This window comes from Hymenobacter cyanobacteriorum (genome assembly GCF_022631375.1).
GTDB classification, from domain to species: Bacteria; Bacteroidota; Bacteroidia; order Cytophagales; family Hymenobacteraceae; genus Hymenobacter; species Hymenobacter cyanobacteriorum.
Window position 1 is genome coordinate 353,874 of the sequence record NZ_JALBGC010000005.1, and the last position, 25,845, is coordinate 379,718.

The 25,845-nt window shown below is 62.1% G+C and carries 18 protein-coding genes and 1 pseudogene; 16 read left to right on the forward strand and 3 right to left on the reverse strand.

The window, feature by feature from the left end:
- The first annotated feature begins 50 nt into the window (after nt 1-50).
- From rnc to MON38_RS19445, 10 genes are all read left to right on the forward strand, one after another.
- A complete protein-coding gene (rnc, locus tag MON38_RS19400) occupies nt 51-776 on the forward strand; it encodes a ribonuclease III (protein WP_241937817.1) in 726 nt (241 codons plus the stop codon).
- Between the two features lie 65 nt (nt 777-841).
- Entirely contained in the window at nt 842-2,083 is a 1,242-nt protein-coding gene (locus tag MON38_RS19405; RefSeq protein ID WP_241937818.1) for a M1 family aminopeptidase, read from the forward strand.
- 191 nt (nt 2,084-2,274) lie between these two features.
- Complete coding sequence (nadE, locus tag MON38_RS19410; RefSeq protein ID WP_241937819.1) at nt 2,275-4,188, forward strand: NAD(+) synthase; 1,914 nt, start codon at nt 2,275-2,277, stop codon at nt 4,186-4,188.
- 198 nt (nt 4,189-4,386) lie between these two features.
- Nucleotides 4,387-5,028 carry an RNA polymerase sigma factor gene (locus MON38_RS19415; RefSeq protein WP_241937820.1) on the forward strand — a complete coding sequence of 214 codons (642 nt, stop codon included), beginning with the start codon at nt 4,387-4,389 and terminating at the stop codon, nt 5,026-5,028.
- On the forward strand, nt 5,021-5,299 hold the full coding sequence (locus MON38_RS19420) for a hypothetical protein (RefSeq protein ID WP_241937821.1): 279 nt from the start codon (nt 5,021-5,023) through the stop codon (nt 5,297-5,299). The genes MON38_RS19415 and MON38_RS19420 overlap by 8 nt, the downstream gene beginning before the upstream one ends.
- A 97-nt stretch (nt 5,300-5,396) precedes the next feature.
- Entirely contained in the window at nt 5,397-6,404 is a 1,008-nt protein-coding gene (lgt, locus tag MON38_RS19425; protein WP_241937822.1) for a prolipoprotein diacylglyceryl transferase, read from the forward strand.
- Nucleotides 6,405-6,530: 126 nt separating this feature from the next.
- Nucleotides 6,531-7,802: a phosphopyruvate hydratase gene (gene eno, locus MON38_RS19430; RefSeq protein WP_241937823.1), complete on the forward strand. Its 1,272-nt coding sequence runs from the start codon at nt 6,531-6,533 to the stop codon at nt 7,800-7,802.
- 76 nt (nt 7,803-7,878) lie between these two features.
- The gene (locus MON38_RS19435) at nt 7,879-8,193 is read left to right on the forward strand and encodes an FtsB family cell division protein (protein ID WP_241937824.1); all 315 of its coding nucleotides are present in this window, start codon (nt 7,879-7,881) and stop codon (nt 8,191-8,193) included.
- A 100-nt stretch (nt 8,194-8,293) separates the two neighbouring features.
- On the forward strand, nt 8,294-12,694 hold the full coding sequence (locus tag MON38_RS19440; protein WP_241937825.1) for a CARDB domain-containing protein: 4,401 nt from the start codon (nt 8,294-8,296) through the stop codon (nt 12,692-12,694).
- Between the two features lie 98 nt (nt 12,695-12,792).
- A complete protein-coding gene (locus MON38_RS19445) occupies nt 12,793-13,305 on the forward strand; it encodes a hypothetical protein (RefSeq protein ID WP_241937826.1) in 513 nt (170 codons plus the stop codon).
- 82 nt (nt 13,306-13,387) lie between these two features.
- Here the strand turns inward: MON38_RS19445 and hscA are convergent, their stop codons facing one another.
- Nucleotides 13,388-15,259 (reverse strand): Fe-S protein assembly chaperone HscA, encoded by a 1,872-nt coding sequence (gene hscA / locus MON38_RS19450; RefSeq protein WP_241937827.1) that lies wholly within the window; start codon nt 15,257-15,259, stop codon nt 13,388-13,390.
- Nucleotides 15,260-15,578: 319 nt separating this feature from the next.
- On the opposite strand from hscA, the gene MON38_RS19455 reads away from it, so the two are divergent.
- From MON38_RS19455 to MON38_RS19480, 6 genes are all read left to right on the forward strand, one after another.
- Nucleotides 15,579-17,789 (forward strand): DUF4331 domain-containing protein, encoded by a 2,211-nt coding sequence (locus MON38_RS19455; RefSeq protein WP_241937828.1) that lies wholly within the window; start codon nt 15,579-15,581, stop codon nt 17,787-17,789.
- A 121-nt stretch (nt 17,790-17,910) separates the two neighbouring features.
- Nucleotides 17,911-19,239 carry a tetratricopeptide repeat protein gene (locus MON38_RS19460; protein ID WP_241937829.1) on the forward strand — a complete coding sequence of 443 codons (1,329 nt, stop codon included), beginning with the start codon at nt 17,911-17,913 and terminating at the stop codon, nt 19,237-19,239.
- Nucleotides 19,240-19,278: 39 nt separating this feature from the next.
- Nucleotides 19,279-19,971: a HupE/UreJ family protein gene (locus MON38_RS19465; RefSeq protein ID WP_241937830.1), complete on the forward strand. Its 693-nt coding sequence runs from the start codon at nt 19,279-19,281 to the stop codon at nt 19,969-19,971.
- A gap of 72 nt (nt 19,972-20,043) precedes the next feature.
- Nucleotides 20,044-20,433 carry a hypothetical protein gene (locus MON38_RS19470; RefSeq protein WP_241937831.1) on the forward strand — a complete coding sequence of 130 codons (390 nt, stop codon included), beginning with the start codon at nt 20,044-20,046 and terminating at the stop codon, nt 20,431-20,433.
- Between the two features lie 140 nt (nt 20,434-20,573).
- Nucleotides 20,574-20,813: a hypothetical protein gene (locus MON38_RS19475; RefSeq protein ID WP_241937832.1), complete on the forward strand. Its 240-nt coding sequence runs from the start codon at nt 20,574-20,576 to the stop codon at nt 20,811-20,813.
- Between the two features lie 166 nt (nt 20,814-20,979).
- On the forward strand, nt 20,980-23,220 hold the full coding sequence (locus MON38_RS19480) for a TonB-dependent receptor (RefSeq protein WP_241937833.1): 2,241 nt from the start codon (nt 20,980-20,982) through the stop codon (nt 23,218-23,220).
- Between the two features lie 85 nt (nt 23,221-23,305).
- On the opposite strand, the gene MON38_RS23030 is transcribed toward MON38_RS19480, so the two are convergent.
- Both MON38_RS23030 and MON38_RS23035 read right to left on the reverse strand, forming a co-directional pair.
- The gene (locus MON38_RS23030; protein WP_422388758.1) at nt 23,306-24,562 is read right to left on the reverse strand and encodes a T9SS type A sorting domain-containing protein; all 1,257 of its coding nucleotides are present in this window, start codon (nt 24,560-24,562) and stop codon (nt 23,306-23,308) included.
- A pseudogene (locus MON38_RS23035) lies at nt 24,548-25,693 on the reverse strand (alpha-amylase family glycosyl hydrolase); the annotation flags it as partial. The gene MON38_RS23030 and the pseudogene MON38_RS23035, both read right to left, overlap by 15 nt.
- Nucleotides 25,694-25,845 lie beyond the last annotated feature (152 nt).

A 25,845-nucleotide genomic window follows, 5' to 3' on the forward strand; every position in this document is an offset into this window, starting at 1 on the left:
GCTCTGCATGACGTTCTTCTATTATAACTCCCACCTTTTACTTCCTTCCCTTGTTCAGCTTCGTTTCCCGGCTTTTTGCTTCCGATAAGTCGTTTCGGCAGGCGGTGGCGACCGTGACAGGCCAGACGCCTAAAAACTCCCGGCTCTACCGGCTGGCGTTCACGCACTCGTCGGCGGTGCGGCAGCTGCCGGGCGCGGGCCGGCACCAGACCAACGAGCGGCTGGAGTTTCTGGGCGACGCAGTGTTGGGCACAGTGGTGGCCGAGTATCTGTTCAAGAAATACCCTTACGAGCAGGAAGGCTTCCTGACGGAGGTGCGTTCGCGTATCGTGAACCGCGAAAGCCTGAATGGCATTGCCCTGAAACTGGGCCTTGACAAGCTGGTGCAGCTGGATGCCGCGCAAGGCCGCGCCGCCCGCTCGCGCTCGGTGAATGGCAACGCGCTGGAGGCGCTGGTGGGCGCGGTGTACCTTGATTTGGGCTACAAAGCGGCCCGCAAATTCGTGCTCACGCGCCTTGTGAAGGGTTTTGTGGACGTGCACACGCTCACCACCACCACGGCCAACTTCAAGAGCAAGCTGGTGGAATGGGCCCAGCGCCAGGGCAAAGTGCTGCGCTACGACATCACGGGCGAAGCCCGGCCGGGCGGCATGATGGAGTTTACGGCCTCGGTGCTGCTGGACGAGGAAGTGGTGGCCACCGGCATGGGCCTGAGTAAGAAGCAAGCGGAACAGCTGGCCGCCGAGCGGGCCCTGACGGAGTTGGGCGTGGCGTAGCTTCGGCTTTCTTTCCCTTTCCACCATTCTTTCCGCCTTCGCCTTACCCGCGAGCGTGCTCCTGCATGAAGTATCTGTTGTTGCTAGCGGGCCTGCTGGGGCTGGCCGTATCGGCGGGGGCTGTGCCTACCGTCAGCGTGCAAATGCGCGCGATTCCGGCTACGCATTCCTTCGTTTGTCGTTACACCATTACCCTGGCCGCCGACGACACGGCCACCACTCTGGCCCTGAACCTGGGCCGGCAGCTGCGGATTGAGAACCTGCTCAGTTCGGGGAATGCAACGCCGCGCGCGACGCGGGTTTATTATCCCTATTTCGGCGATACGCTGCAACAGGTGGTGGCACGTTTTAGCGGACGGGCGCGCACGGTGAGCCTGACGTACTCGGGCACGCCGGAAGGGCGCCTGTTTAATGAGCAGGTAATGGTTTTTAGCGGCCACTCCGGCTGGCTGCCCTTTCGGCCCTACCGCGAGTATGAGGAGGTGAACTACGTGCTGGAAGTGCAGGCGCCGGAAGGCTACCAGGTAGAAAGCAACTCGGCAGCGGTGGAGCAGCGGGCGGGGCGCTGGCTTTTCCGGGGCCGCGCCGGGGCCATCGAAATCACGGCGCTGGTGGCCCGGCAGTTTCAGCAGCTGGCTTCGGCCGGAGCCCCGGGGATTCGGGTGGTGAAGGCAGGGCCGGCGCTGGCGCGTACGGACACGGTGCTGCTGCGCAAGGCCGAAAGCATTATTGCCTACTACAACCGGAGCATCGGGCAGCAGGACCCGATTACGCATTTCACCATTCTGCTGCCCGGTACCAATGCCGACGCGTTTGGGATGCTTGAAAACGCCACGGTGATTACCTACACCGATTTCGATGTGGCCGCCGACCGGGAGGCGCTGCTGATTCTGGCGCACGAAATCAGCCACAAGTGGTGGGGCTACGGCTCGGTGCACGACTATAACGACTGGCTGAACGAAGCGTTTGCCACGTACTCAAGCCTATTATACCTGCGCGAATCCGGCGACGAGGACGGCTACCAGGCCGAACTGGCCAAGCGGGCCGCCACGGTGGGCAATGCACCGCCCATTCGCGGATTCGATTACCGGAAGCACCCTCGGCCCATGTATCGGCGGGTGGTGTACAACAAGGGCACGGCGGTGCTGGCGGCGCTGCACACGCGCCTGGGCACTGAGCAATTTGTGCGGCTGCTGGCTACCGTGGCCGCTCGCCACGTGCGCAGCACCGACGAGCTGCTGGCCGTTGTAGAGCAGCAGGCCGGCCTGAAAACCCGCGCCTGGCTGCTGGCTGAAATCAGCCGCTAGTGGCCGGTGCGCTTACTTTGCCGGACGCTGGCGGGCCATACCCGCCACCCCGAATCAAAGAAATGCTTCGGCTGTGGCGGTGAGGCGGCATAAAGCCAAAATGCGCGAGTGGCCGGACCTTTTGGGCGGCTGACCCATCATTCCCGGCGCGAAATTGTTCATTACTCATTGTTCATTGCTAACTGACTGCTATGCGTATTGCCGGAGCCGCCCTCAACCAGATTCCCATTGATTGGGAAAACAACCTGCGGAACATTCAGACGGCCATCGAGCAGGCCAAGGCAGCCGGTGTGGAGCTGCTGTGCCTGCCCGAGCTGTGCCTGACCGGCTACGGTTGCGAAGACCTGTTCCTGAGCGACTGGATGCCCGAGGCGGCGCTGGCCCACCTGCAGCAGGTGCGGGCCTGGACGCAAGGTATTTGCGTGGTGGTGGGGCTGCCGGTGCGCCTGCCGGGCCGGACCTATAACACGGCAGCCGTACTGCGCGACGGTCAGATTCTGGGCTTCGCGGCCAAGCAGTTTCTGGCTAACGATGGCGTGCATTATGAGGCGCGCTTCTTCGCGCCCTGGGTAGCGGGCGAAACGGGCACCGTGAGCTGGGCCGGGGAGACGTGGCCGCTGGGCGACCTCATTTTTGAACACCAGGGCGTGCGGTTCGGCTTCGAAATTTGCGAGGATGCCTGGCGGGCCGACAACGTGCGCCCCGCCTGCCGCCTGATGGGCCGCGTGGATTTGATTGTGAACCCCTCGGCCAGCCACTTTGCCATGAGCAAAACCGACGTGCGCTACCAACTGGTTATGAAGGCTTCGCGCACGTTCGATTGCACTTACCTCTATGCCAACCTGCTAGGCAATGAAGCCGGCCGTATCATCTTCGACGGCGAAATTCTGGTGGCCCGCAATGGGCATTTGCTGAAGCGCAACCAGCTGCTGAGTTTCAAGGAAGTGGATTTGGAATGGGTGGACGTAGACTTCGCGACCAAGCTCGAACCGGCGGCCGAAATCGTGCCGCTGCCCGCGCCCGATGAGTACAAGGAGCTGAACCAGGCCATGAGCCTGGGCCTGTTCGACTACCTGCGCAAGGCCCGCAGCCGCGGCTTCGTACTGAGCCTGAGCGGCGGGGCCGACTCGTGCTTCTGCGCGGTGGGCGTGGCCGAAATGGTGCGTTTGGGCGTAGCCGAGCTTGGTCTGGAGGAATTCAAACGCCGTAGCGGCTGCTTTGGAGAGTTAAAAGTTAAAAGTGAAGAGTTAAAAGTTGAAGATATTCCCGCGCCGCAGGAGCTTTTAACTTTTAACACTCAACTTTTAACTGAAAACCAGGAATTGGTGCAGCAGCTGCTGACCTGCGCTTATCAGGGCACCGTCAATTCTTCTGACGACACCTTCAACTCGGCCAAAGAGCTGGCCGACAGCATTGGCGCGCGGTTTCACAACTGGGAAATTGATGAGGAAGTAACGGGCTACGTGGGCAAAATCCAGCACGCGCTGGGGCGGGAGCTGAGCTGGCAGACCGACGACCTGGCCCTGCAAAACATTCAGGCGCGGGTGCGGGCCCCCGGCATCTGGATGCTGGCCAATGTGCTGAACTGCCTTCTCATTACCACTTCCAACCGCTCGGAGGCCAGCGTGGGCTACTGCACGATGGACGGCGACACGGCCGGCAGCATCTCGCCCATTGCGGGCGTCGACAAGGACTTCGTAAAAAAGTGGCTGCGCTGGGCCGAAACCGAGCTGGGCTACCCCGCCCTGCGCCACGTGAACGCCCTGCAGCCCACCGCCGAGCTGCGCCCGCTGGCCGACAAGCAAACCGACGAACGCGACCTGATGCCCTACGCCCTGCTCAACCGCATCGAGCGGCTGGCGTTCTACAACCGCCTGAGTCCGCGCCAAGTGCTGGCCGCGCTCGAAGGCGAGGAAACCAGCTTCGACCACGAGCAACTCAAAGCCTTCGTGCGCCGCTTCTACAGCCTCTGGAGCCGCAACCAGTGGAAGCGCGAGCGGTACGCCCCCAGCTTCCACCTCGACGACTATAACGTGGACCCGCGCTCCTGGCTGCGGTTTCCGATTCTGAGCGGCGGATTTTCTGAGGAGCTGGCGGCGCTGTAGCGCATGCGCTGTTTCAAGCCGCTGGCATCAGCATCGAGAGGAATGACCGGCTTTGGGGGCTTTAATGCTGAATTGTGCGGAAGTTGGCGCAAGTTTCCCGCGCCGATTGGTCCTAACACTGTGCAACTGTTTCAGAAGCGGCGCTGAGCCGTTGCGGAAGCTGCAACGACCTTATTCCTACTGTTCAGTTTGGCTCCTGTGACTTCCACCGTTTTGCTGCCGTTAACATCTGATTCGCCGGCTTGTGCCCAAGTGCCGACGCTGGCTGTCGATGCGGATGCCGACTTAGTAGCACAACTGCAGGGCGGGAGTGAAGCCGCGTTTCGCACCTTGGTCGACCGCTACCAGGGGCAGGTTTACCGCACCGCGTATTCGCTGCTCCGCAACCCTGAAGAAGCGGAAGACGTGGCCCAGGAGGTGTTTGTGGAAGTTTACCAGACCATAGCCCGGTTTCGGGGCGAGGCGTCGCTGAGCACCTGGCTGTACCGCCTGGCCACTTCGCGGGCGCTGAAGAATTGCCGCCGGGCGCGGGCCAAAAAGCGCTTCGCTTTCCTCACCAGCCTGCTGGGGTTCGATAACAAGGCATTGCACGAGCCGCCCGACCACGCTCACCCGCAGGCGCTGCTAGAGGGCCAGCAGCAGTTGCAGCTACTGCTGGCCCATATTGCCCGGCTGCCCGAGCAGCAGCAAGTCGCTTTCACCCTGCGCCACGAGCAGGAGCTGAGCTACGAGCAGATTGCGGCCGTGCTCGATACTACCGTAGCCGCCGTCGAATCCCTGCTGTTTCGCGCCCGGCAAACCCTTCGCAAACACGTTAAACCGTCTTTTCGCCATGTCTGATTTCGATATGCGCCCCGATGCCGACTCAGAGTGGGAGGCACTGCTTAACCAGCTGCGCACGCAGCCGTCGGCGCAGCCCCGGCCGTTTTTCTACGGCCGCGTGCAGGCCCGGCTCGCCGCCGAAGCCAGCCGCCCCTGGCTGCCGGGCTGGGTGCGCCGGCCCGCCTACGCCGTGCTGCTGGGCGCGCTGGTGCTGGCCCTGAGCGGCGACAACGCGGCTTTCGCTTCGGCGGCGGCTCCAGCGGCAGCCACCGCGCCCGCCTCGCGCTGACCGGGCCTTTGCCGCTGACGTGTTCAACCTATTTTTTACCGCCCGGTGCCAAGCCGGGGGCTGAGTACCTTTGACCCTCTATTTCATTTTCGCCCGCATGCACCCCATCCTCGCCGCTGTTTTCTGGAACGTCAACCCCATTATTGCCCATTTGGGGCCGGTCACGCTGCGCTGGTACGGGTTGTTTTTCATGCTGCCCTTCGTGGTGGGCACGTTCGTGCTCACGCACATCTACCGCTCCGAGCGGGTGTCGCCGCAGTGGGTTGACGTGATTACGATTTACATGCTCATCGGCACCATCGTGGGCGCGCGGCTGGGCCACATGCTCTTTTATGATTTCGAAGCGCTGAAAGCCGACCCCATGGTGGTGTTCAAAATCTGGCAGGGCGGGCTGGCCAGCCACGGCGCCACCATTGGTATTTTGTTCGCCTGCTGGCTGTTTGCCCGCAACAACAAGTTCGATTACCTCTGGGTGCTAGACCGGATTGTGATTGTGGTGGCGCTGGGCGGCGCCTGCATCCGCACCGGCAATTTGATGAACTCCGAGATTGTGGGCAAGCCCACGAATGTGCCGTGGGCCTTCGTGTTCCCACGCGATGGCGAGCACCTGAAGCGGTTTGCCCCCAACCAGCCCGTGCCGGCTGGCTCCTACGCCGTGCAGCGCGTGGCCAACCCCGCAACCCCCGGCGAGCCTACCGTGCTGGCCCAGCCCGTGAACGGCCCCGTAACGGCCGATACGCAGGTAGCCGTGCCGCGCCACCCCACCCAGATTTACGAGGCGCTGTTCTGCATTTTCCTGCTCGCGCTGCTCTATTCGATGTGGAACCGCACCAAGGAGCGCACGCCGCGCGGGCAGCTGTTCGGGCTGTTTGTGGTGCTGCTGTTCACGCAGCGGTTTTTGGGCGAGTTCCTGAAAGAAAACCAGGTTGATTTTGAAAACGGCCACCTGTTCAACCAGGGCCAGCTGCTGAGCATTCCGCTGATTTTTATCGGCATCTGGGTGCTGTGGCGGGCCGGTAAGGACCCCGAAAACCCCTACGGCTACGCCCCGCGCGACCTCGGCAAAGCCGGCGACGCGCCCACGCCGGCCGCCGCCGTGCGGTAGCCGCTACGGCCGCCGCGCGCACACGATTGCCCCCAAAGCCGCGGTAAAATTGCCAGCCAAAGGCCGCAAATCCGCCCTGCTTCGCGTAGGTTTGTGGCTCATTCAACTGATTAAAACCGAAACGCTATGAGCTTCATTTCGCAAATTCACGCTCGCCAGATTTTTGATTCGCGCGGTAATCCGACCGTTGAAGTAGACGTCACGCTCGACTCGGGCGTGGTGGGCCGCGCCGCCGTGCCCTCGGGCGCCAGCACCGGCAAGCACGAGGCCGTGGAGCTGCGCGACGACGACAAGTCCATGTACATGGGCAAGGGCGTGCTGCAGGCCGTGGAGAACGTGAACAGCAAAATTGCCGAAGAGCTGGTGGGTTTCTCGGTGTACGAGCAGGCCCTGCTCGACAAAATTATGCTGGAAATGGACGGCACGCCCAACAAGGCCAACCTCGGCGCCAACGCCATTCTGGGTGTGAGCCTGGCCGCCGCCCGCGCCGCCGCCCAGGATGCCGGCATGCCGCTCTACCGCTACGTGGGTGGGGTAGGGGCCAGCACGCTGCCCGTGCCCATGATGAACATCCTGAACGGCGGCTCGCACGCCGACAACTCGATTGACTTCCAGGAGTTCATGATTATGCCCACGGGCGCGTCTTCGTTTTCGGAAGCGCTGCGTTGGGGCACTGAGATTTTCCACCACCTGAAAAACGTGCTCAAGAAGCAGGGCTTCAGCACCAACGTGGGCGACGAGGGCGGCTTTGCGCCAAACATCAAGTCGAACGAGGACGCCATTAAGATTGTGTTGCAGGCCATCGAAACGGCCGGTTACCGCCCGGGCGAAGACGTGTTCATTGCCATGGATGCGGCCGTGTCGGAGTTCTACGAAGACGGCGTTTACCACTTCAAGAAGAGCACCGGCGACAAGCTGACGTCGTCGCAGATGGTGGACTACTGGGCCGACTGGATGAAGAAATACCCCATCATCAGCCTCGAAGACGGCATGGATGAGGACGACTGGAGCGGCTGGAAGAGCCTGACCGAGCGCGTGGGCAAGCAAACCCAGCTGGTGGGCGACGACCTGTTCGTGACCAACGTGGACCGCCTGCAGCGCGGCATCGACGAAGGCATCGCCAACGCCATCCTCATCAAGGTGAACCAGATTGGCACGCTGACGGAAACCATCAACGCCGTGAACCTGGGCCGCCGCAACGGCTACAAATCGGTGATGAGCCACCGCTCGGGCGAGACGGAGGACAGCACCATCGCCGACCTGGCCGTGGCCCTGAACACCGGCCAGATTAAAACCGGCTCGGCTTCGCGCTCCGACCGGATGGCCAAGTACAACCAGCTGCTGCGCATCGAGGAAGAGCTGGGCGAAGTAGCCTACTTCCCCGGCAAAAAGATGTAAGCACTCACGTAGTTACCTCCGGAAACGGCCAATTCTGCGCGTGCGGAATTGGCCGTTTCGCATTATCTTTAGCCCGATGAATCTACCTCCTTTTGTGATGCCGGTGCTGCGCGTAGTGCGCAGCTTTTATTTTCTGACCGGCGTGGGCTTCCTCGTCTGGATGCTCGTGTTCGATGCCAACGACGTGGGCAAGCAAATCGACATCTACCGCAAGTGGCAGGACCTGCGCAACGAGAAGCAGTACTACCTCGACAACATTGAGGTGGTGAAAAAGGACCGCGCCGAACTGATGAGTTCGCCGGCGCTGCTCGAAAAATTTGCCCGCGAGAAATACCTCATGAAGCGCCCCGGCGAGGACGTGTTCGTGCTGGTGCCCGCCACCACCGAATAACAACTGCGCACGCCGCCGCTCCAGAGGCAGGCGGAGCCGTGCAGCCTGCGCATTACCTACTTGTTCCTGATTTCTTCCCGCACCCTTATTCCTCGTTTTTATGAAGCAAAACTACTTTTTGGGTCAGTTGCGGTCTCCCCGGCAACTGGCGACGGGCTGGCTGCTGCTGTTGCTGGTAGTACTGGCCGCCCCGCGGGCACTACGCGCGCAAACCTACCAGCTGCCCCAGGTTGGCAGCACCACCATCACCACCTGTTCGGGCACGCTCTACGACAATGGCGGCCCCAACGGGCCTTACTCGGCCAATGCCGACGGCATCACGACCATCATGCCGGGAACTGCCGGCAGCAAAGTGCGGCTGCAGTTTAATAACGTGGTGGTGGAGTCGTACTACGACCATTTATACGTGTACGACGGCACGAGCACTGCCGCCCCGTTGATTGGGAGCTACGACTCGTATAGCCAGCCGGGCACGCTTTACGGCACTACGGCCTCGGGGGCGCTCACGGTACGCCTCACTTCGGACGGCGTGGCGCAGTACGACGGCTTTGCCGCCACCATTGGCTGCGTGACGACAATACCCCCGCAGGCCCAAGCCGACCTGACGGTGCAGAGCGCGCAGCTTTCGCTTACGAGCGTGCTGGCCGGCAACGCTACCTACGCCAGCGGCTCGGTATACAACCTGTCGGGCGCCACGGCCAGCAGCAGCAGCATGGGCTACTACCTCTCGACCAACCAGACGCTTGATGCCAGCGACGTGCAGCTGGGCAACACCTACGGCTACGCCATCAGCGTGGGGCAGTCGTCGAGCCACTACACCAACCTGACCATACCGGTTGGTACGGCGGCAGGCAGCTACTACGTGCTGTTTGTGGCCGACTACCTCAACCAGGTATCCGAAAGCAACGAAACCAACAACGTGTCGGCGGTTAGCTTCACAGTTGCCGCGCCCAGCATCGACCTCGTCATTCAGCAGCCCAGCATCTCGCCCACTAACCCAGCCCCGGGCACGGCGCTGAACATGAGCTGCTACATCAGCAACCAGGGCAACGCGGTGGCCCCGAGCAGCAGCGTGGGTTTTTACCTCTCGAACGATGCGACGCTTGATGCCGCCGACCAGCTGCTGACCTCGCAGTACGGGGCCCAGCTGTATGTGAGCTACCCTTCGCAGCGCTACGGCACGGCGGCCGTGCCCAGCGGCCTGGCTCCGGGCACTTACTACATCCTGTTTGTGGCCGATTACCAAAACCAGGTGCCCGAGAGCAACGAAGCCAACAACGTGATGGCCGTGAGCTTCACGGTGAACCCGCCCGGTATCGACCTTGTCATTCAGCAGGAGCAGCTATACCCCACGAGCACCGTGGCCGGCAACTCGGTGCAGGCCAGCTGCACCATTCTGAACCAGGGCAACGTGACGGCCGCCAGCAGCACCGTGGGCTTCTATCTCTCGACGAATACCTCCTTCGATGCCAGCGATGTGCTGCTGAGCACCACGACGGGATTCTCGCTGCCGGCCTACCAGTACAGCTCGCGCTACGTCAACCCCGTGATTCCGGTGGGCACGGCCCCGGGCAACTACTACGTGCTGTTTGTGGCCGACCCGGCCAATGCCGTGGCCGAAGTGAACGAAACCAACAACGTGCGCAGCCTGGCGCTCACCGTCATGGCCGCCACCATCGACCTCACCAACACCAGCGTGTATCTGTCGCCCACGTCGGTGCCGGCAGGGGGCAGCACGCAGGCCAGCAGTTCGCTCTACAACCAGGGCAATTCGCTGGCATCGCCGGCCACGCTGGGCTACTACCTCTCAACCAACCAAACGCTCGACGCCAGCGACGTGCTGCTGACCAGCAACACGGGCACCGTGTACGGCGGCAGCTACACCACGCGCTACGCTACGCTCACCGTGCCGACGGGCACGGCGCTGGGCAACTACTACGTGCTGTTCGTGGCCGACCACCTGAACCAGCTGGTCGAAACCAACGAAACCAACAACGTGACGGCCATGCCGTTGCAGGTAGTGGCACCCTCCATCGACCTGCTCATCACCCAGCCCTACCTGTCGCCCAGCGTGAGCGTGCCAAATAGCACCATCAATATTAGTTGCGCGATTAACAACCAGGGCAATAGCGTCGCCAGCAGCAGTAACATTGGTTACTATCTCTCGACCAACACAGTCCTCGATGCCAGCGACGTGCTACTCCTGAACTCGCCCGGCGGGGCGATTGGCGCGGGCGGCTACCTGTCGCGCTACAACACGCTCACCATTCCGGCCGGCACGGCGCTGGGCAATTATTTTGTGCTCTTCGTAGCCGACCCCACCAATGTGGTGGCTGAGAGCAACGAAACCAATAACGTAGCCAGCGCGGCGCTGCAAATTGTAGCACCGGTGGTCGATTTAATCACGTCGCAACCTTACGTATCGCCCAACGTGAGTGCGCCCCTCGGGATTGTCAGCGCCAGTGGGTATGTGCAAAACCTGGGCAACAGCACGGCCAGCAGCAGCAACATCGGCTACTACCTCTCGACCAACGCGGTCCTCGATGCCAGCGACGTGCTGCTGCTGAACTCGCCCGGCGCGGCGCTCGGCGCGGGCGGCTACCAGTCGCGTTACAACAACCTCACCATTCCGGCCGGCACGGCCGTGGGCAGCTACTACATTCTCTTTGTGGCCGACCCCACCAATGCGGTGGCCGAAAGCAACGAAGCCAACAACGTGAGCAGCTACCCGCTGCAGATTGTGGCGCCGGTGGTCGATTTAATCACGTCGCAGCCTTACGTGTCGCCCAGCGTGAGCGCGGCGGGCAATAGCGTGGGGGTAAGCTGCTACATCCAGAACCTGGGCAACAGCACGGCCAGCAGCAGCGACATCGGCTACTATCTTTCGACCAACCAGACATTCGATGCCAGCGACGTGCTGCTCCTGAACTCGCCGGGCGTTGCGCTCGCCGGAGGAGGCTACCTGTCGCGCTACAACAACCTCACCATTCCGGCGGGCACGGCGGCGGGCAACTACTACATTCTATTTGTAGCCGACCCCACCAATACGGTGGCCGAAAGCAACGAAACCAATAACGTGAGCAGCACACCGCTGCTGCTGCTGGCTCCCGGCGTCGACCTGATACCGCAGCAACCGCAGCTGTTTGCCACCAACGCCACGCCGGGTTTCGGCATTCAGGCCAGCTGCGCTATTCTGAACAGCGGCACCACAACGGCTCCCAGCAGCACGCTTGGCTTTTACCTTTCAAGCGACCAGACCCTCGATGCCAGCGACGTGCTGCTGACGACCGTAGTGGGAGGGGCATTGGGCTCGGGCCAAATGGCTTCGCGCACTGGCACGCTAGTGGTGCCCACCGGCACGGCAGCGGGCAGCTACTACGTGCTTTTCGTGGCCGACCCCACCAATGCCGTGGCCGAAACCAACGAAACCAACAACGTCATCAGCCAGCCGCTCACCGTGAACCCGCCCTTTAGTGGCAACGTGGTGCCCTTGAGCGGGGTGGCGACCGTTACTTCGTGCTCGACTTCGGTTTACGACAACGGCGGCCTGAGCAACTACGCCGATAACTCCAGCGGCATGCTCACGCTGCTACCCGCCACCACCGGTGCTATGGTGCAGCTGGCTTTCACCGCCTTCGACACCGAGTCGGGCTACGATTTCGTGAGCATTTACGATGGCACCAACGCCAACGCGCCCCTGCTGGCAACGTACTCCGGCTATTACCAAACCAGCCAACTGCCCCTGCCCCTCACGGCAACCAATGCGGCCGGAGCCCTCACGGTCGTATTCAGCAGCGACGGCTACGTGAATGCGGCCGGCTTTGTGGCCACCGTTAGCTGCGTGAGCGCGCCGCAGCCCGACTTGCTGCTGACCCAGATTGGTGCTTCGCCCTCGACCGTGCCCGCTGGCAACAATGTGAGCCTGACGGCTACGGTCGCCAACCAGGGCGGCGGCGCGGCCAGCGCTTCGGCCGTGGGCTTCTACCTCTCCACCGACCAAGTACTGAGCGCCAACGACGTGCTGCTGGGCACCAGCCCCGGCGGTGCGCTGGGCCTCAACCTGACGGCCAACCGTCTGCTCACGGCCCGCGTGCCGGCCAACACCACTCCCGGCAGCTACTTCGTGTTGTTCATGGCCGACCCCGCCAACGCCGTGGCCGAAACCAACGAAGCCAACAACATGGCATCTTTGCGCCTGACCGTGACGCAAGCCACCGCCACCCGCGACGAAACGGCCGGCTACACCATTGCCGTGGCTCCCAACCCCGTAGCCAACGGCCAGCCGCTGCTGGTGCGGCTTAATGGCTCCGGCCCCTCCGGCCCAGCCACCCTGGAGCTCTACAACGCGCTGGGCCAGCGCGTGCAGGCCCAGGCGCTGGTGCTGAGCGCAGGCCGTGCCAACCGCACCGAGGTAGCCACCCAAGGCCTAGCCAGCGGTGTCTACACGCTGCGCCTCACCGGCTCGGGCCTGAGCGTGACGCGCCGGGTACTCATTAATTAACCCCAGCAACTGGCTCCGGCCGGCTGCTACGGCACCAGTCCGCGGGGGCGGCGAGGAGGGCTTTCGGCCCAACTCGCCGTCCCCGCTTACTTTTAGGCATGGCTACTACCCGTATTCTAGGTTTGCCGCGCACCGCCAGGCGGGCCTTTGGGGGGCTGGTCGCGCTGTTGGCCGCCGGGCTGCTCGCCCAAAGCCCAGCCCGCAGCCAACGGCCATCGGTTGCGCCCCGATACAGCCAAGGGCAGGTAGCGGGGCAGTTTTTGCGGGCGGTATTGCGGGCCGAATACGCCACGGCCTATGCCCGGCTGGCTCCGGAAGTACGCCGGGCAGTAAGCCCGGCCGCTTTCGAAACCGCGGCCCGACCCTTGTGGAGAGCAGGCCGCCGCGCTGCGCCTCTGGAGCTTTACAAACTTGGCGTGCGCTTGGGCGATGGCGGCGCCTCCCGGCTCTTTTACAGCTTTGCTTTCGCCGCCGATTCGGCCCTGCCGCAGCCCTCGGTGCTGTTCGAAGTCACGTTTCGGGATACGGCGGCACGGGGCGTGCTGGGGTTTGGGCTAGGGCGCACCGCGCGCCGGGTAGCGCCCAAAGCCGGCGCAAATTCAGTCCGTTAAAAGCTGTTAGTCCGAGGCAGGAGGTATCTGGCTAAACCCGAAAGCGTGGTTCTCAGATTTCTTCTGAGCCGGAATGATAGGCCTAACTAATTTTCTTGCCAGCCATGGCCTGCTGAATAGAAATGTTCATCACGCGCTCGGCGTAAGGACGGGTCAGCTCATCGAGCTCGTCCATGGCTTTTAGGATAGGGTCGCGGTCGGAGCCAGCCAGGGCGGTGCGCACCGTGGCAACCTGAACCTCGGTGGCGGCCAGTTCCTCGGGCGTGAGGTGCTGGCGATTTTTGCGCGTAAAGCCGTCGACCTGATACAGCAGCTGCTCGGCAGCGGTGCGGGCCTCAATGAGCAGACGCGCGGCCACATCGTCCTTGGCATTCAGGAGCGAATCCATCAGCATCTGCTCCACCTGGTCGTCGGTGAGGCCGTACTGGGGCTTGATTTCGACCTGCTGGCGGGTGTTCGAGCGCAACTCAATGGCCTCCACTTTCAGAATGCCATCGGCGTTCAGCAGGAAGTTGACATCGACTTTGGGCAGGCCCGCCGGCATGGCGGGCAAGCCGGTGAGCGTGAACTCGCCCAGCTTGCGGTTCTGGCTCACGAGGTCGCGCTCGCCCTGGTACACGGCAATCTTCAGGTTCACCTGGCCATCCACGCTGGTGGTGTACTGGCGGCCCGCCTTGGTCGGAATCTTTGAGTTGCGCGGAATAATGGGGTCCATCAGCCCGCCCAGCGTTTCGATGCCCAGCGTGAGCGGCGTCACGTCGAGCAACAGCACGTCGCGCCGGTTGCCGGCCAGAATATCCGCCTGAATGGCGGCGCCCAGCGCTACCACCTCATCCGGGTTCAGCGAGTTGTTGGCCGGTTGCCCGAAGAATTTCGACACTTCGTCATACACCAGCGGCACGCGCGTCGAGCCTCCCACCAGTAGCACCGCATCGAGCGGGTCCGTCAGCTTGGCGTCGTCCACAGCTTGGCGGCAGGCGGCTATGGTGCGCGCCACCAGCGGCCGGATGAGGTCGTCGAATTGCGCACGCGTCAGCGTCACGGTCGTGTTCTGCCCGGCTTCGTCGGTGAGGTGGGTCGTAAAATCGTCGTGCTGGCTGAGATATTTCTTGGCCATTTCGGCGGCCAGACGCAGCTGCTGTTGCAAGTGCGGGTTGGTGTGAAAACTTTCCGGCAGGCCGAAGGTGGCCGTCCAGTGGTCCACCACGGCGCGGTCGAGGTCATCGCCGCCCAGGTAGGTGTCGCCGTTGGTGCTCAGTACCTCAAAAATGCCCTGCTGAATGCGCAGAATGCTGATGTCGAAGGTGCCGCCGCCGAGGTCGTACACGGCTACGGTTTTCTCCTCGTCGGGGCTCAGGCCGATGCCGTAGGCCAGGGCGGCGGCGGTGGGCTCGTTCACGATGCGCAGTACCTCCAGCCCGGCCAAGCGGCCGGCATCGCGGGTGGCCTGGCGCTGCGAATCGTTGAAGTAGGCCGGCACCGTGATAACGGCGCGGTTCACGGGCGTTTTCAGGGCGTGCTCGGCGCGGGCGCGCAGTTCGCGCAGGATGTCGGCCGACAGCTCGATGGGGGAGTAGAACCGGTCTTCGACCCGGATTTTCACCAGGCCTTCGGTGTTATCGTCAATTACCTTATAACCCAATTGACTGGCGTGCGTGCCCAGGTCGCGGTAGCTCTTGCCCAGCAGGCGCTTCACCGAGTAAATGGTACGGGCCGGGTCGGTGAGCAGAAACTCGCGGGCCTCGTTGCCGACTACCGGCGCGGCCCCGTCGGCCGGGAAGTGCACCACCGAGGGCACGATGGTGCCCCGGCCCAGGTCGTTGATGGCGGCCGGCTGGCGGGTTTCGGGGTGCACGTAGGCCACCAGACTGTTGGTGGTGCCCAAATCGATACCCACAATAATTTCTTCCTGCTGGAGGCTGCCGGTGGCAAGGTTGATAGCTACTGTAGCCATAAAGTCACGGGGCCATTCCTGCAAAGGGCCCGAAAAAAGTAAGAGAGAATAATACGCCGGAGCGGGCCACAAAAGTAGCGGCTAAACGACCCAGCCGTGGCGTGCAGGGCCTTCGCTGAAATGGCCGATGCAAAAACCGAAATTTTATAAGCCAAATCTTCAAAAATTTCAAACCATAGATAAAGTTCTGCACGTAAGAAAGGAGAAACGGATTTAACAGGTGCTATCAATGAATGAATAAAGGAATGCATGCCTTTGCCGTCCAGCTTAGATTTTCCCAATTTCCACTTCACCCCAAACCCCCACTTTCCCATTTTTTATGAAAAACCTACTTACTCGTCCCCTTTTCCAAGCTGCTCTGCTCGCAGTTTCGGCAGGAGGTGTGGTGGCCCTGAGCGGCCAGCACAACAAGCTGGAGGCCTCGAGCCACCGCGAAGCCCCGCTTATCGCCGATGACCCTCTGGCCGATAACACCGACCTCTACGTTTTCCGCTCGCCCGACGCGGCCGCCAATGACGCCAACGCCACGGCGACAATCATTGCCAACTACATTCCTTTTGAGTTGCCGCAGGGTGGTCCGAACTTTAACACGTTTGGTGAGAATATCCGCTACGAGATTCACGTTAAGAATAACACCAGCACTACGGGTGACGACATCACCTACCGCTTCACCTTCACGCGGGTCAACGAAGACCCGACGACTTTCTTCCGCGTCCGCTTGGGCAAGGAAAATCTGAAAACTACCTACAAGCTGGAGCAGAGCTTGGGTGGCGCTCCATTCACGACTGTGATTGCGGCCGGGCAGGTACCGGCGCCGAACATCGGGCCGGTTTCAATTACGAATACTACTGCCGGTTTAGGTAAAGCTAACTACCAGGCCTACCTAGAAAGCACCATTCAGACGGTGAGCGGCATGAAAGTGTATTGCGGCCCAACCGACGATGCCTTTTTTACCGATTTGGGTGCCATTTTCGACTTGGGTAGTGTGCGCACGGCCAGCGCCGCCCGTGACGGTCTGGCTCGCAAGAATGTGCACAGCATTGTGATGCAGATTCCGGTGTCAGCACTGGTTCGCACTGGCACGGCAGCGCTTTCGGCCACGACCAACCCGCTGGCTGGCGCTTCGGCTACCGACCCGGTTTCGCCTTACACCATTGGCGTATGGGCCTCGGCAAGCCGTTTGTCGCTGCGTACCATCAACGCCGACGGTACCCGCACTCAAACCGGCAGCTATATTCAGGTGTCGCGCATTGGCATGCCGCTCACCAACGAGGTTATCCAGCCCATCGGTATGAAGGATGCCTGGAACACCGCTACACCGTTTGGTGTGGCTGCCCCGACGGCTGGCTCACAGCAGGCCATGTTTGAGGCCAACCTGAAAAACCCTGAGCTGGGCCTGTACATGGCCGACAACACGCCTCGCAACGGCGCCGCGCCTAAGCCGGCCAACCAGACTTACTACGGTGAGGCAGTTCCCGGCCTGGGGCCGTTGCGCATCCAGACGAAGTCATTGGCTGGCCTGTTGCCGGCTCCCCTGGCTGGTGGTTTCGACTTCCGCAACGGTGCCCCCGGGCTTGCTCCGCTGTTCAACAATGCCGCCACCAACGGCACCGCTTTGGCACCGATTGCCAGCGGCGGCTTTGGCGAGTATTTGCTCAACAATGGCCAGTCGGGTTCCCCGCGCTCGGTCGACTTGCTCCCCATCTTCCACACCGGGGTGCCCAACCTGCCTCCTTACCAGTTGGCTACGGGTAAAACGGGTGGCAACCCACTGGCTGCCGGCAAACCTTTTATCAACAACTTCCTGCCTACCTTCGGTGATATGCTGCGCATCAACCTGGCTGTGCAGCCCACTTCGCGTACCTCAACCGATTTCAGCTCGGAAGGCCTGCTCGCCGCTGCCAAGCTGGGCCTCACCGACACGCGCTACACGGCTAGCGGAACTGGCTACATCGCCATCCCGAACATGGACGGCTTCCCGAACGGTCGCCGCCTCGAAGACGACGTAACGCGCATCGAACTGCAAGCCGTAGGTGGTGTAGTGCTGGCGGCCATTGGCCTGTGGTACGACGACTATACGGTGGGCACCTCGACCTCGCCGGTGACGGCGCAACTCGGTAACGTACTGGGCTTCACCACGAACGTGGAGAGAAACGATACGACTTTCCGCGTGGCCTTCCCCTACGCCCAGACGCCCTGGAGCGGTACCAATGCCCAGCGCGTGGCACTGGCCCAGCGCACGGGTAGCCTTGGCCTGTCGGTTAACGTGACCAAGGCCCAGGCATACCCCAACCCGTTCATCGACCGCACGACGATGCGCTTTGAATTGCCCGCCAAAGGCACGATGAGCCTCGTCATCACCGACGTAACGGGCCGTAAAGTAGCGACCATCGCCAACAACAAAGCCTTCGCTGCGGGTGCCAATGAACTTACCTGGCAGCCCGGCCGCGACATTGCCCCTGGCCAGTATATCGGCACGCTGTACAATGGTAAGACGGTTGTGCAATCGGTGCGCATCGAGCGCCAATAGTTGCCAATAGCTAATGCTTGAAAAGAGCCGTCGTTAAGTCCCAGATAGGACTGACGGCGGCTCTTTTTTTGTGGCTGGAGTGTATTTTTACCGTGCTTTCCACTTGTCTTTTTCCGCTGTTTTGAAAAAATATCTTTACCCGGCTTTGCTCCTGGTGTTTGGCGGTTTGGCTGCTGCCATCTTCCTCTTTAAAAAACCCGAGCTACGCACACCCAAACTCATGGAACGCCATGGCAGCCTGGCCGCCGGCAAGGAGTGGGTGAATGCGAAAGCAGCCATTGAAGGCCTGCTGGCCAAGCTACGCACCAACCCCGACGACCAGAAAAGCCGCTTGCTATTGGCCCAGGCCTACATGCAGGAAGGCCGCATAACCGGCAACCACCCCTACTACGACAGCGCCGCCATGGAACTGCTGGAGCAGGTGCTGCGTGCCGAACCCGAAAACTTTGAAGCCCTGTGCTGCAAAGCCTCGCTGTGCCTCACCCAACACCATTTCGCGCAGGGCCTCGGCCTGGCCGAACAGGCGCAGAAGCTAAACCCCAGCAGCGGCTTCGTATACGGCCTACTGACCGATGCCAACGTGGAGATGGGCCACTACGACCAAGCCGTGAAAATGGCCGACCGAATGAATTCGGTGCGCCCCGACCTGCCGGCCTACGCACGCGTGAGCTACCTGCGGGAGATTTACGGCGACATGCCCGGAGCCATTCAGGCCATGGATATGGCTGTGAAAGCTGGCTACATTGGCCTCGAACAAACCGAGTGGACCCGCGTGGCGCTGGCTCACCTGTATGAGGTAAGCGGCGATACCACCAAAGCGCGGGAGTATTACCAGATGGCTTTGTACGCTCGCCCCGGCTACGCCTATGCGCTGGCCGGCCTGGGCCGCATGGCGGCTGCCCGCAAAGACTATCCCCGCGCCATTAAGCTTTACCAGGAGGCGCGTATTACGGTGAAGGATTATGCCTTTGCCGATGAGCTGACCGACCTCTACCGCCTGAATGGCCAGCCCGATGAGGCCAATAAAATGGCTAAAGAGTCCATCGATATGTTGGCCGATGCAGCCAAGGAAGCCGACAGCAACGAGCAGATGGGCCATTATGCCGACCGCGAACTGGCCTACGCCTACCTGAAAACCAACGAGCTGGACAAGGCAATGGAGCACGCCAAAATTGAGTACGACCGCCGACCCGACAACATCGACGTGAACGAAACCATGGCTTGGGTGCTCTACAAGCGCGGCCAGTATGCCGAGGCCCAGAAATATATGCAGGCGGCTCGCCGCACGGGCTCAAAAAACCCGGTGCTGCTGTGCCGCGCCGGCCTCATTCTCACCAAGCTGGGCAAACAGGCCGAGGGCCAGGCGCTGATTGAGAACTCGTTGAAAACCGCACCTTATCTCAACCCCGAGGTAGAGGCCGAAGGAAAAAAGCTGCTGGCGGCGCGCTAGGCTAGTATCAAGTAGTTGGTCGTGAGTACTCAGACTTTGATGGAACAACCGCGGCTGCTGCGCCACCCAAATCTGCCGCGCCGGGCCTTGGCGCTGCTCCCGCTGCTGTTGCTAGTGGCTGTGCCAGCGGCCGCGCACGTGCTGAACACGGACTTGAGCAAGCTCTCGCGCACCGAGATTTTCTGGACTTACCTGCAGCTGGGCTTCACGCACATCATTCCGCTGGGGTTCGACCATATTCTGTTCATCATCAGCCTCTACATTCTGGAGCCGCGCCTGAAGCCGGTGCTGCTGCAGGCCACGGCCTTCACCATCGCGCACTCCATCACGCTGGGCCTGGCCATGTACGGGCTGATTTCGCCGCCGTCGGCCATTATTGAGCCGATTATCGCGCTGTCCATTCTGTTTGTAGCCATCGAGAACATCATTACCGACAAGCTGAACCCCTGGCGGCTGCTCGTTGTGTTCGGCTTCGGACTGGTGCACGGAATGGGGTTTGCTTCGGCGCTGACCAGCCTGGGGCTGCCGCAGAAGGACTATTTTGGCTCGCTCATCTCCTTCAATGTGGGCGTGGAGCTGGGCCAGGTGTCGGTGATATTGCTGTGCTGGGCGCTGGTGGGCCGCTGGGCCGCCAACAAAACCTGGTACAAACAGCGGGTGGTGGTGCCAGTGTCGGTAGTTATCGGCGTGGTGGCGGCTTACTGGACCATTGAGCGCGTGTTTTTTGCCTGAAGAATTAATCGCACATTGTTACACCCTTACCAGGGATTTTCGCCGTAGATAGCGCGAACCCGGCCCGATTCCATGCTTTTGCGCCCTTACCTCACGCTGCTGCTGCTGCTCAACTACCTGCTGGTAGTGGGGGCGGGCCTTGTGGAGCGTCCGGCCAAGGTGATTGACCGGCCTTTTGCGTATGTGCATAGCCAGGACTGCCAGCTAAAGCACACGTTACGGCTGGCTTGTTTCGACGACTGCAACGGCGTGCAGTACACCGTGAAAAAAAACGGCGAGCGCCTGCCGCTCCAGCAGCTGCTCACTTCCTTTAAAGGGCTGGATACGCACTGCCTCACGGAGTTGCGGGTGGTGTTTGCCCGGCCGGTTTTCAGGACTACCGGGGTGCGGCGGGCCGCCCGCGAGGTGGCCGTTCCCGTGGGCTACCGGGGCCAGATTGAGTTGCCGCCCCGGCGGGGATAAGTTGATTCTGGACTGCGGTTTGGTGCGATTCCAACCGTGGCCGATGTGTGCGACTGCCATGCGCAGCCGCGCCGTTTCATCTTATCCAACCATCCGACGCGCTTTATGGGCTAAACCGGGCGCGTTCAACTCCTCATTTCATGATTTTCCGGGCCAATTCTCTCCAACCCGTGGCGGGCGCTACGGGCGTTGTTTCCCGCGTGCAGTTGCCGGCGGCGGGCCGCGTTTCTAGTTCTTTGTTCGAAGCCATGCCGCGCCGCACGTTGCCGACGGCGGGGGCCACGGGTGGGCACAGCACACCGCGCGGGCACCTCGGGCGGCAACAGGCGCAGCACCGGGCGCAGTGCCGCGCCAACTGCATGAGCAAGGCCAATTTCTAGTCGGTATCGCGTTATTCTTCAACTGAGCTCATGGCTGGCGGAACTGCGGTGCCGCCGGCCATGGGCCTTGAAACCAGACTAGATGAAACAACTTCTCCCCATACTATCGGCCTGGGCGCTTATTCTTGGGCTTTTTTTGGTGACTTCCGCGGCTCACGCACAAACCATGGCCGCCTTGCGTGGCAGCGTGGTCGACTCTCTATCGGGCCAGCCGCTGGCGGGCGTGAGCGTGGGCCTGCAGGGCCAGCCCGGCGGCACGGCCACCGATGCGCTGGGCAATTTTCGGCTGAACGACGTACAGCCCGGCGCTCATACGCTGCGGGTGAGCGCGCTGGGCTACCGCGCCCAAGCCGTGCCTGTGACGGCGCGCGCCGGCGAAACCCAGCGCCTGACCGTGCGCGTGGCTACCACCACGCTCAGCCTCGCGGAAGTAACCGTGAGCCAGCCTCACGACCCCAACCAGAGCCTGGCCGCCATCTCGCACATCGACCAGTTGCTGCGGCCCGTGAACTCGGCCCAGGACCTGCTGCGGCTCGTGCCGGGCCTGTTCATTGCCCAGCATGCGGGTGGGGGCAAGGCCGAGCAGATTTTCCTGCGTGGCTTCGACTGCGACCACGGCACCGATTTCGCGGTAAGCGTGGACGGGCTGCCGGTGAACATGGTGAGCCACGCGCACGGCCAGGGCTACGCCGATTTCCACTTCGTGATACCGGAAACAGTAGACCAACTGAAGGTGTACAAAGGCCCGTATGCGGCCCGGTTCGGCGATTTTGCCACGGCCGGCGCGGGCGAGTTCAGCACTAAAACCCGGCTCGAACACAGCCAGGTGAAGCTGGAGCTGGGCCAGTTCGACACCCGCCGGGCGCTGGTGATGCTCGACTTGTTGGGCAACGACCGCCACTTGCTCAGCAAGCGACCCGAGAGTGCCTACGTGGCCGCCGAATACAACTTCACCAACGCCTATTTCGATGCGCCGCAGCACTTCAAGCGCTTCAACGGTATGGCCAAATACACGGGCCAGCTGTGCGAGAAAACCTCGCTCACGCTGCTGGGTTCGCATTTTACGTCGAACTGGGACGCCAGCGGGCAGGTGCCCGAGCGAGCCGTGCGCGACGGCCTCATCTCGCGCTACGGCAGCATCGACCCCACCGAGGGCGGCCGCACCAGCCGCACCAATGCCAGCGTGGTGCTCACCACCGCGCTGCCGCACGATGCCGTGCTGCGCCAGCAGGCCTACTACTCGAAGTACGATTTCAGCCTGTTTTCCAACTTCACGTTCTTCCTGCACGATTCGATAAACGGCGACCAAATCGACCAGACCGACGACCGGCACCTGTTCGGCTACTCGGCCACCTACGAGCGCGACAACCAGCTGGGGGCCCGCAGCCTGCACAGTACGCTGGGCGTGGGCACCCGCAACGATTTCTCGACGCTGGGCCTGCGCCACACCGTGCGGCGGCAGGTGCTCGATACCATCAGCACGGGCCGCCTCTTCGAGCAAAACATCAATGTCTACCTTGACGAAACCCTGAGCCTTACCGACCGACTCACGGTGAACGCGGCCGTGCGGGCCGACTTCTTCACCTTCGATTTCCGGGGCCGGGCTATTGATGAAGCCGCCGGGGTGCCCGCGCCGCTGGCGGGCCGCGTGGCCCGGGCCCGGGTGTCGCCTAAGCTTAACCTGTATTACCAGCTCACTCCGGCTGTGCAGCTGTTTGCGCGCTCGGGCTTTGGCTTCCATTCCAATGATGCGCGCGGCGTGATTCAGGGCCGCAATGCCAACGTGCTGCCCCGCGCTCTGGGCTCCGAAATCGGCAGCACGTTTAAGCCGCTGCCCAGCCTGGTGGTGAATGCGGCTCTCTGGAGCCTGCATTTGCAGGATGAACTGGTGTATGTGGGCGACGAGGCCGTGGTGGAAAGCACTGGCCCCACCCAGCGCTACGGGCTCGATTTGTCGGTGCGCTACCAAGTGGGCAGCCGCTGGTTTGCCGATGCCGACTTCAACTACAACCACGGCCGCCAGCTCGACGCGCCCGAAAAGGCCAACTACATCCCGCTCGCGCCCACCTTCACCAGCACCGGCGGCCTCACCTACAAAGCGCCCAAGGGCATGAGCGGCAGCCTGCGCTACCGCCACATCGACGACCGCCCGGCCAATGACGACGGCAGCATTACGGCCCGTGGCTATTTCCTGCTCGATGCCGTGCTGGCCTACACCACGCCGCGCTTCCAGGTGGGCGCTTCAGCCGAAAACCTGCTGAATGTGGAATGGAACCAAGCCCAGTTTGCTACCCAAACCCGCCTGCTGAACACGCCAAAACCTGAACCCCTCGAAGGCATCGACGAGCTGCACTTCACGCCCGGTACCCCGTTCTATGCCAAGCTGAACGTGAGCGTATTCTTCTAGCCGGCGGCTAGTAGCCACATATAGTAGGCACAAAAAAGCCTCTCCAGTTTCCCGGAGAGGCTTTTTGCTGCTGCATGGAGCGTGCTTATTGCACTGCTACCTTCTGGCTCACGTGGAACTCGGGCACGCTCAGCTGGTAGATGCCAGCCGGTAGCTCCTTCTTCACGCCGAGCCGCAGCTCATTGGAGCCGTTGTAGAGGCGCACGGTTTCCTGGTGCACCAGGCGGCCCATCAGGTCGTGCAGCTGCACGGTGGCGGCCTGCTCGCGGTTGGCGGTAATCACCACGTCGATGCGGTCGGCGGCGGTAGGGTTGGGGTACACCAGCACTTCGGCGGTGGCGGCTTCTGGGGCGGTGGCCAGCGCGTTGGCGTCGCGGCGGCCGGTCATGGCGCCGGTTACCACGGTGGGGGCGGTGTAGGTCACTTTCACGAAGGCGCCCTGCGTGGGGTTGGCGGTGCTGGCGTTTTTGGCTTTCAGCGTGTACCAGCCCTCGGTGGTGGGCGTGTAGGTGCCCGTGAGGTTGCCAGTGCCGGTCTGGCTGCTCACCACGGTGCCGGCGCTGTTCAGCACGGCCACCGTGAGGCTGCGGGTGGCATCGGTGGGGAAGAGGCTGTAGGTAATGGATTTGTTGGCGGCGCCGTAGATGCGGCCGGCCGTGCGGTAGGCGGTGCTGGCGGCGGGCAGTGCGCCGCCCTGCATCAGCGAGCGGCTGTCAGAATCGCCAAGGTCGTTGGCCAGTTCCCATTCCTGGGTGGTGGTCAGGGCCGGGCGGGTGTAGCCGGTGGTGGCGTTGGTGGGCGCCCACACCGAGTAGCCGCGGCGGCCGCCGGCGGCCGTGCCGTTGCAGGGCGGCGTATTAATGGCCACGGTTTGCGACCCGCTCACCGTCACGGTGGCAGTGCCGTTGGCGCCGGAATAGTCCTTCAGCACGGTGCCCGGGGCAAAATCGCAGCTCACCGTGTTGTTCTGCCAGGTGCTGTAGTTGTCGTTGATGCCGATGATGGCCTTGGTGCTGCGCTCAATCACGAGGTGGTCGGCGGCCTGGTAGCGCACCTTGTAGGCGCCGTCCTTGAAGTGCAGGTTCTGGTGGCACCACACCAGGTTCACGAGGTCGTCGCGGGTGGGCAGGTCGGTGGTGCTTTTGGGGCTGTGGCTGTAGCGCTTGCTGGTGTTGCCCACGTTGAACACGTCCTCAAAAAAGAGCATCGGCGAGCCGTCCATGGCCAGCGCAGCGGCATACACGGCCGAGAGGCGCGGGTCGAACGGGTCGATGTGCGGGGCCAGCTCCGAGCCGGTGTTCCAGCCGGTGTAGTTGCCGTTGGCGTCGGTCTGCGGGCGCATGGTGTCGTGGTTGTTCACGAATGGCACCGTGCGGTGCACGTAGGTGCCGCCAATGTTCACCACCCGCGTGCCCTGCTGGTAGCCGGGCAGCGTGCCAATGTCGAAGCTGCCGCCCTGGCTCACAATGTTGTACAAGCCGTTGCGCAGCGAAAAATCGAACGTGCCCGAACGGTTCTGCACGTTGCTCACCCAGCCGTCCATCTGCGCCGCCGAGCCCACCCATTCGCCCACGGCGTACATGGTGGCCCCGCCGCTGGCCCAGCCGGCGTTGCTTTGCAGGTTATACAGGAAATCCTCCGAGGCAAAATCCGGAAAGTGCTTCACCGCATCCAGCCGCACGCCATCGAAGCCTACTTGTTTCTTGTACCACACCAGCCAGTTGCGGTTGCCGGTGCGCATGTAGTCGCTGGCCTGCACGGGGTTGTAGGTGGTGGCGTTGGAGCTTTGGCCGTACGAGCCCGAATAGTAGCTGATGTCGGGCCCGAAGTACGTCGCGTTCCAGTCGCCCGAAGTCAAGTTGTTGCCGGGGTTGGGGTTGAAGTTCTGCCAGTTTTTGGCAAAGCGGCCGCTGCGGCCGTAGTAGTCGGCGGCGCTTTCGTCGCTCACCGGCCGGCCGTAGCTCACGTAGCGGAAGTTCTTGTATTTGCTGGTGCTGCCATCGTCCCAGGCCCCCGGGTCCTGCCCGCCCGCGCCGTTCGAGGAGCCGGCCCCGTCGTTGTGGTTCAGCACCACATCCTGAATCACCTCCACGCCGTTGGCGTGCAGCACGGCCACGGCGCGCAGCAGCTCGTCCTTGGTGCCCATGCGGGTAGCCAAGAAGCCTTTCTGCCACTTATCGCCCAGATCGTAGTTGTCGAAAGGGGAGTAGCCGTTGCCCTGGTTGGCGTTTTTGATGGTGGGCGGAATCCAGACCGCGTCCACGCCCATGCTTTTCAGGCGCGGGGCCAGGTCGGCCAGGTAGTTGGCCCAGCCGTTGGGGTAGTTCGAGTTCCAGAAGTCCCACCAGAAGCCCTGCATCACTACTTTTTGGGCGTGGGCGCTCTGGTTGCCGGCCCCCAGCAGGGCCATTGCCAAAGCCAGCGTGAACCGGAATCGTTTGCGGAATGGAAAATGAGAAGAAAAGTGCATCATGTGTGGGAATTGGGTTTTGTGAGGAAAAAGAGCAGTGTCAGGTATTAGTCAAGCACAACCTCGAAACAAGGATTATGCGCCTGATTGGGGCTTCAAGGTAAAATGAATGACCTGAATGGCCTTCGAATGACAAAATGTTGTCTGCGCATTCG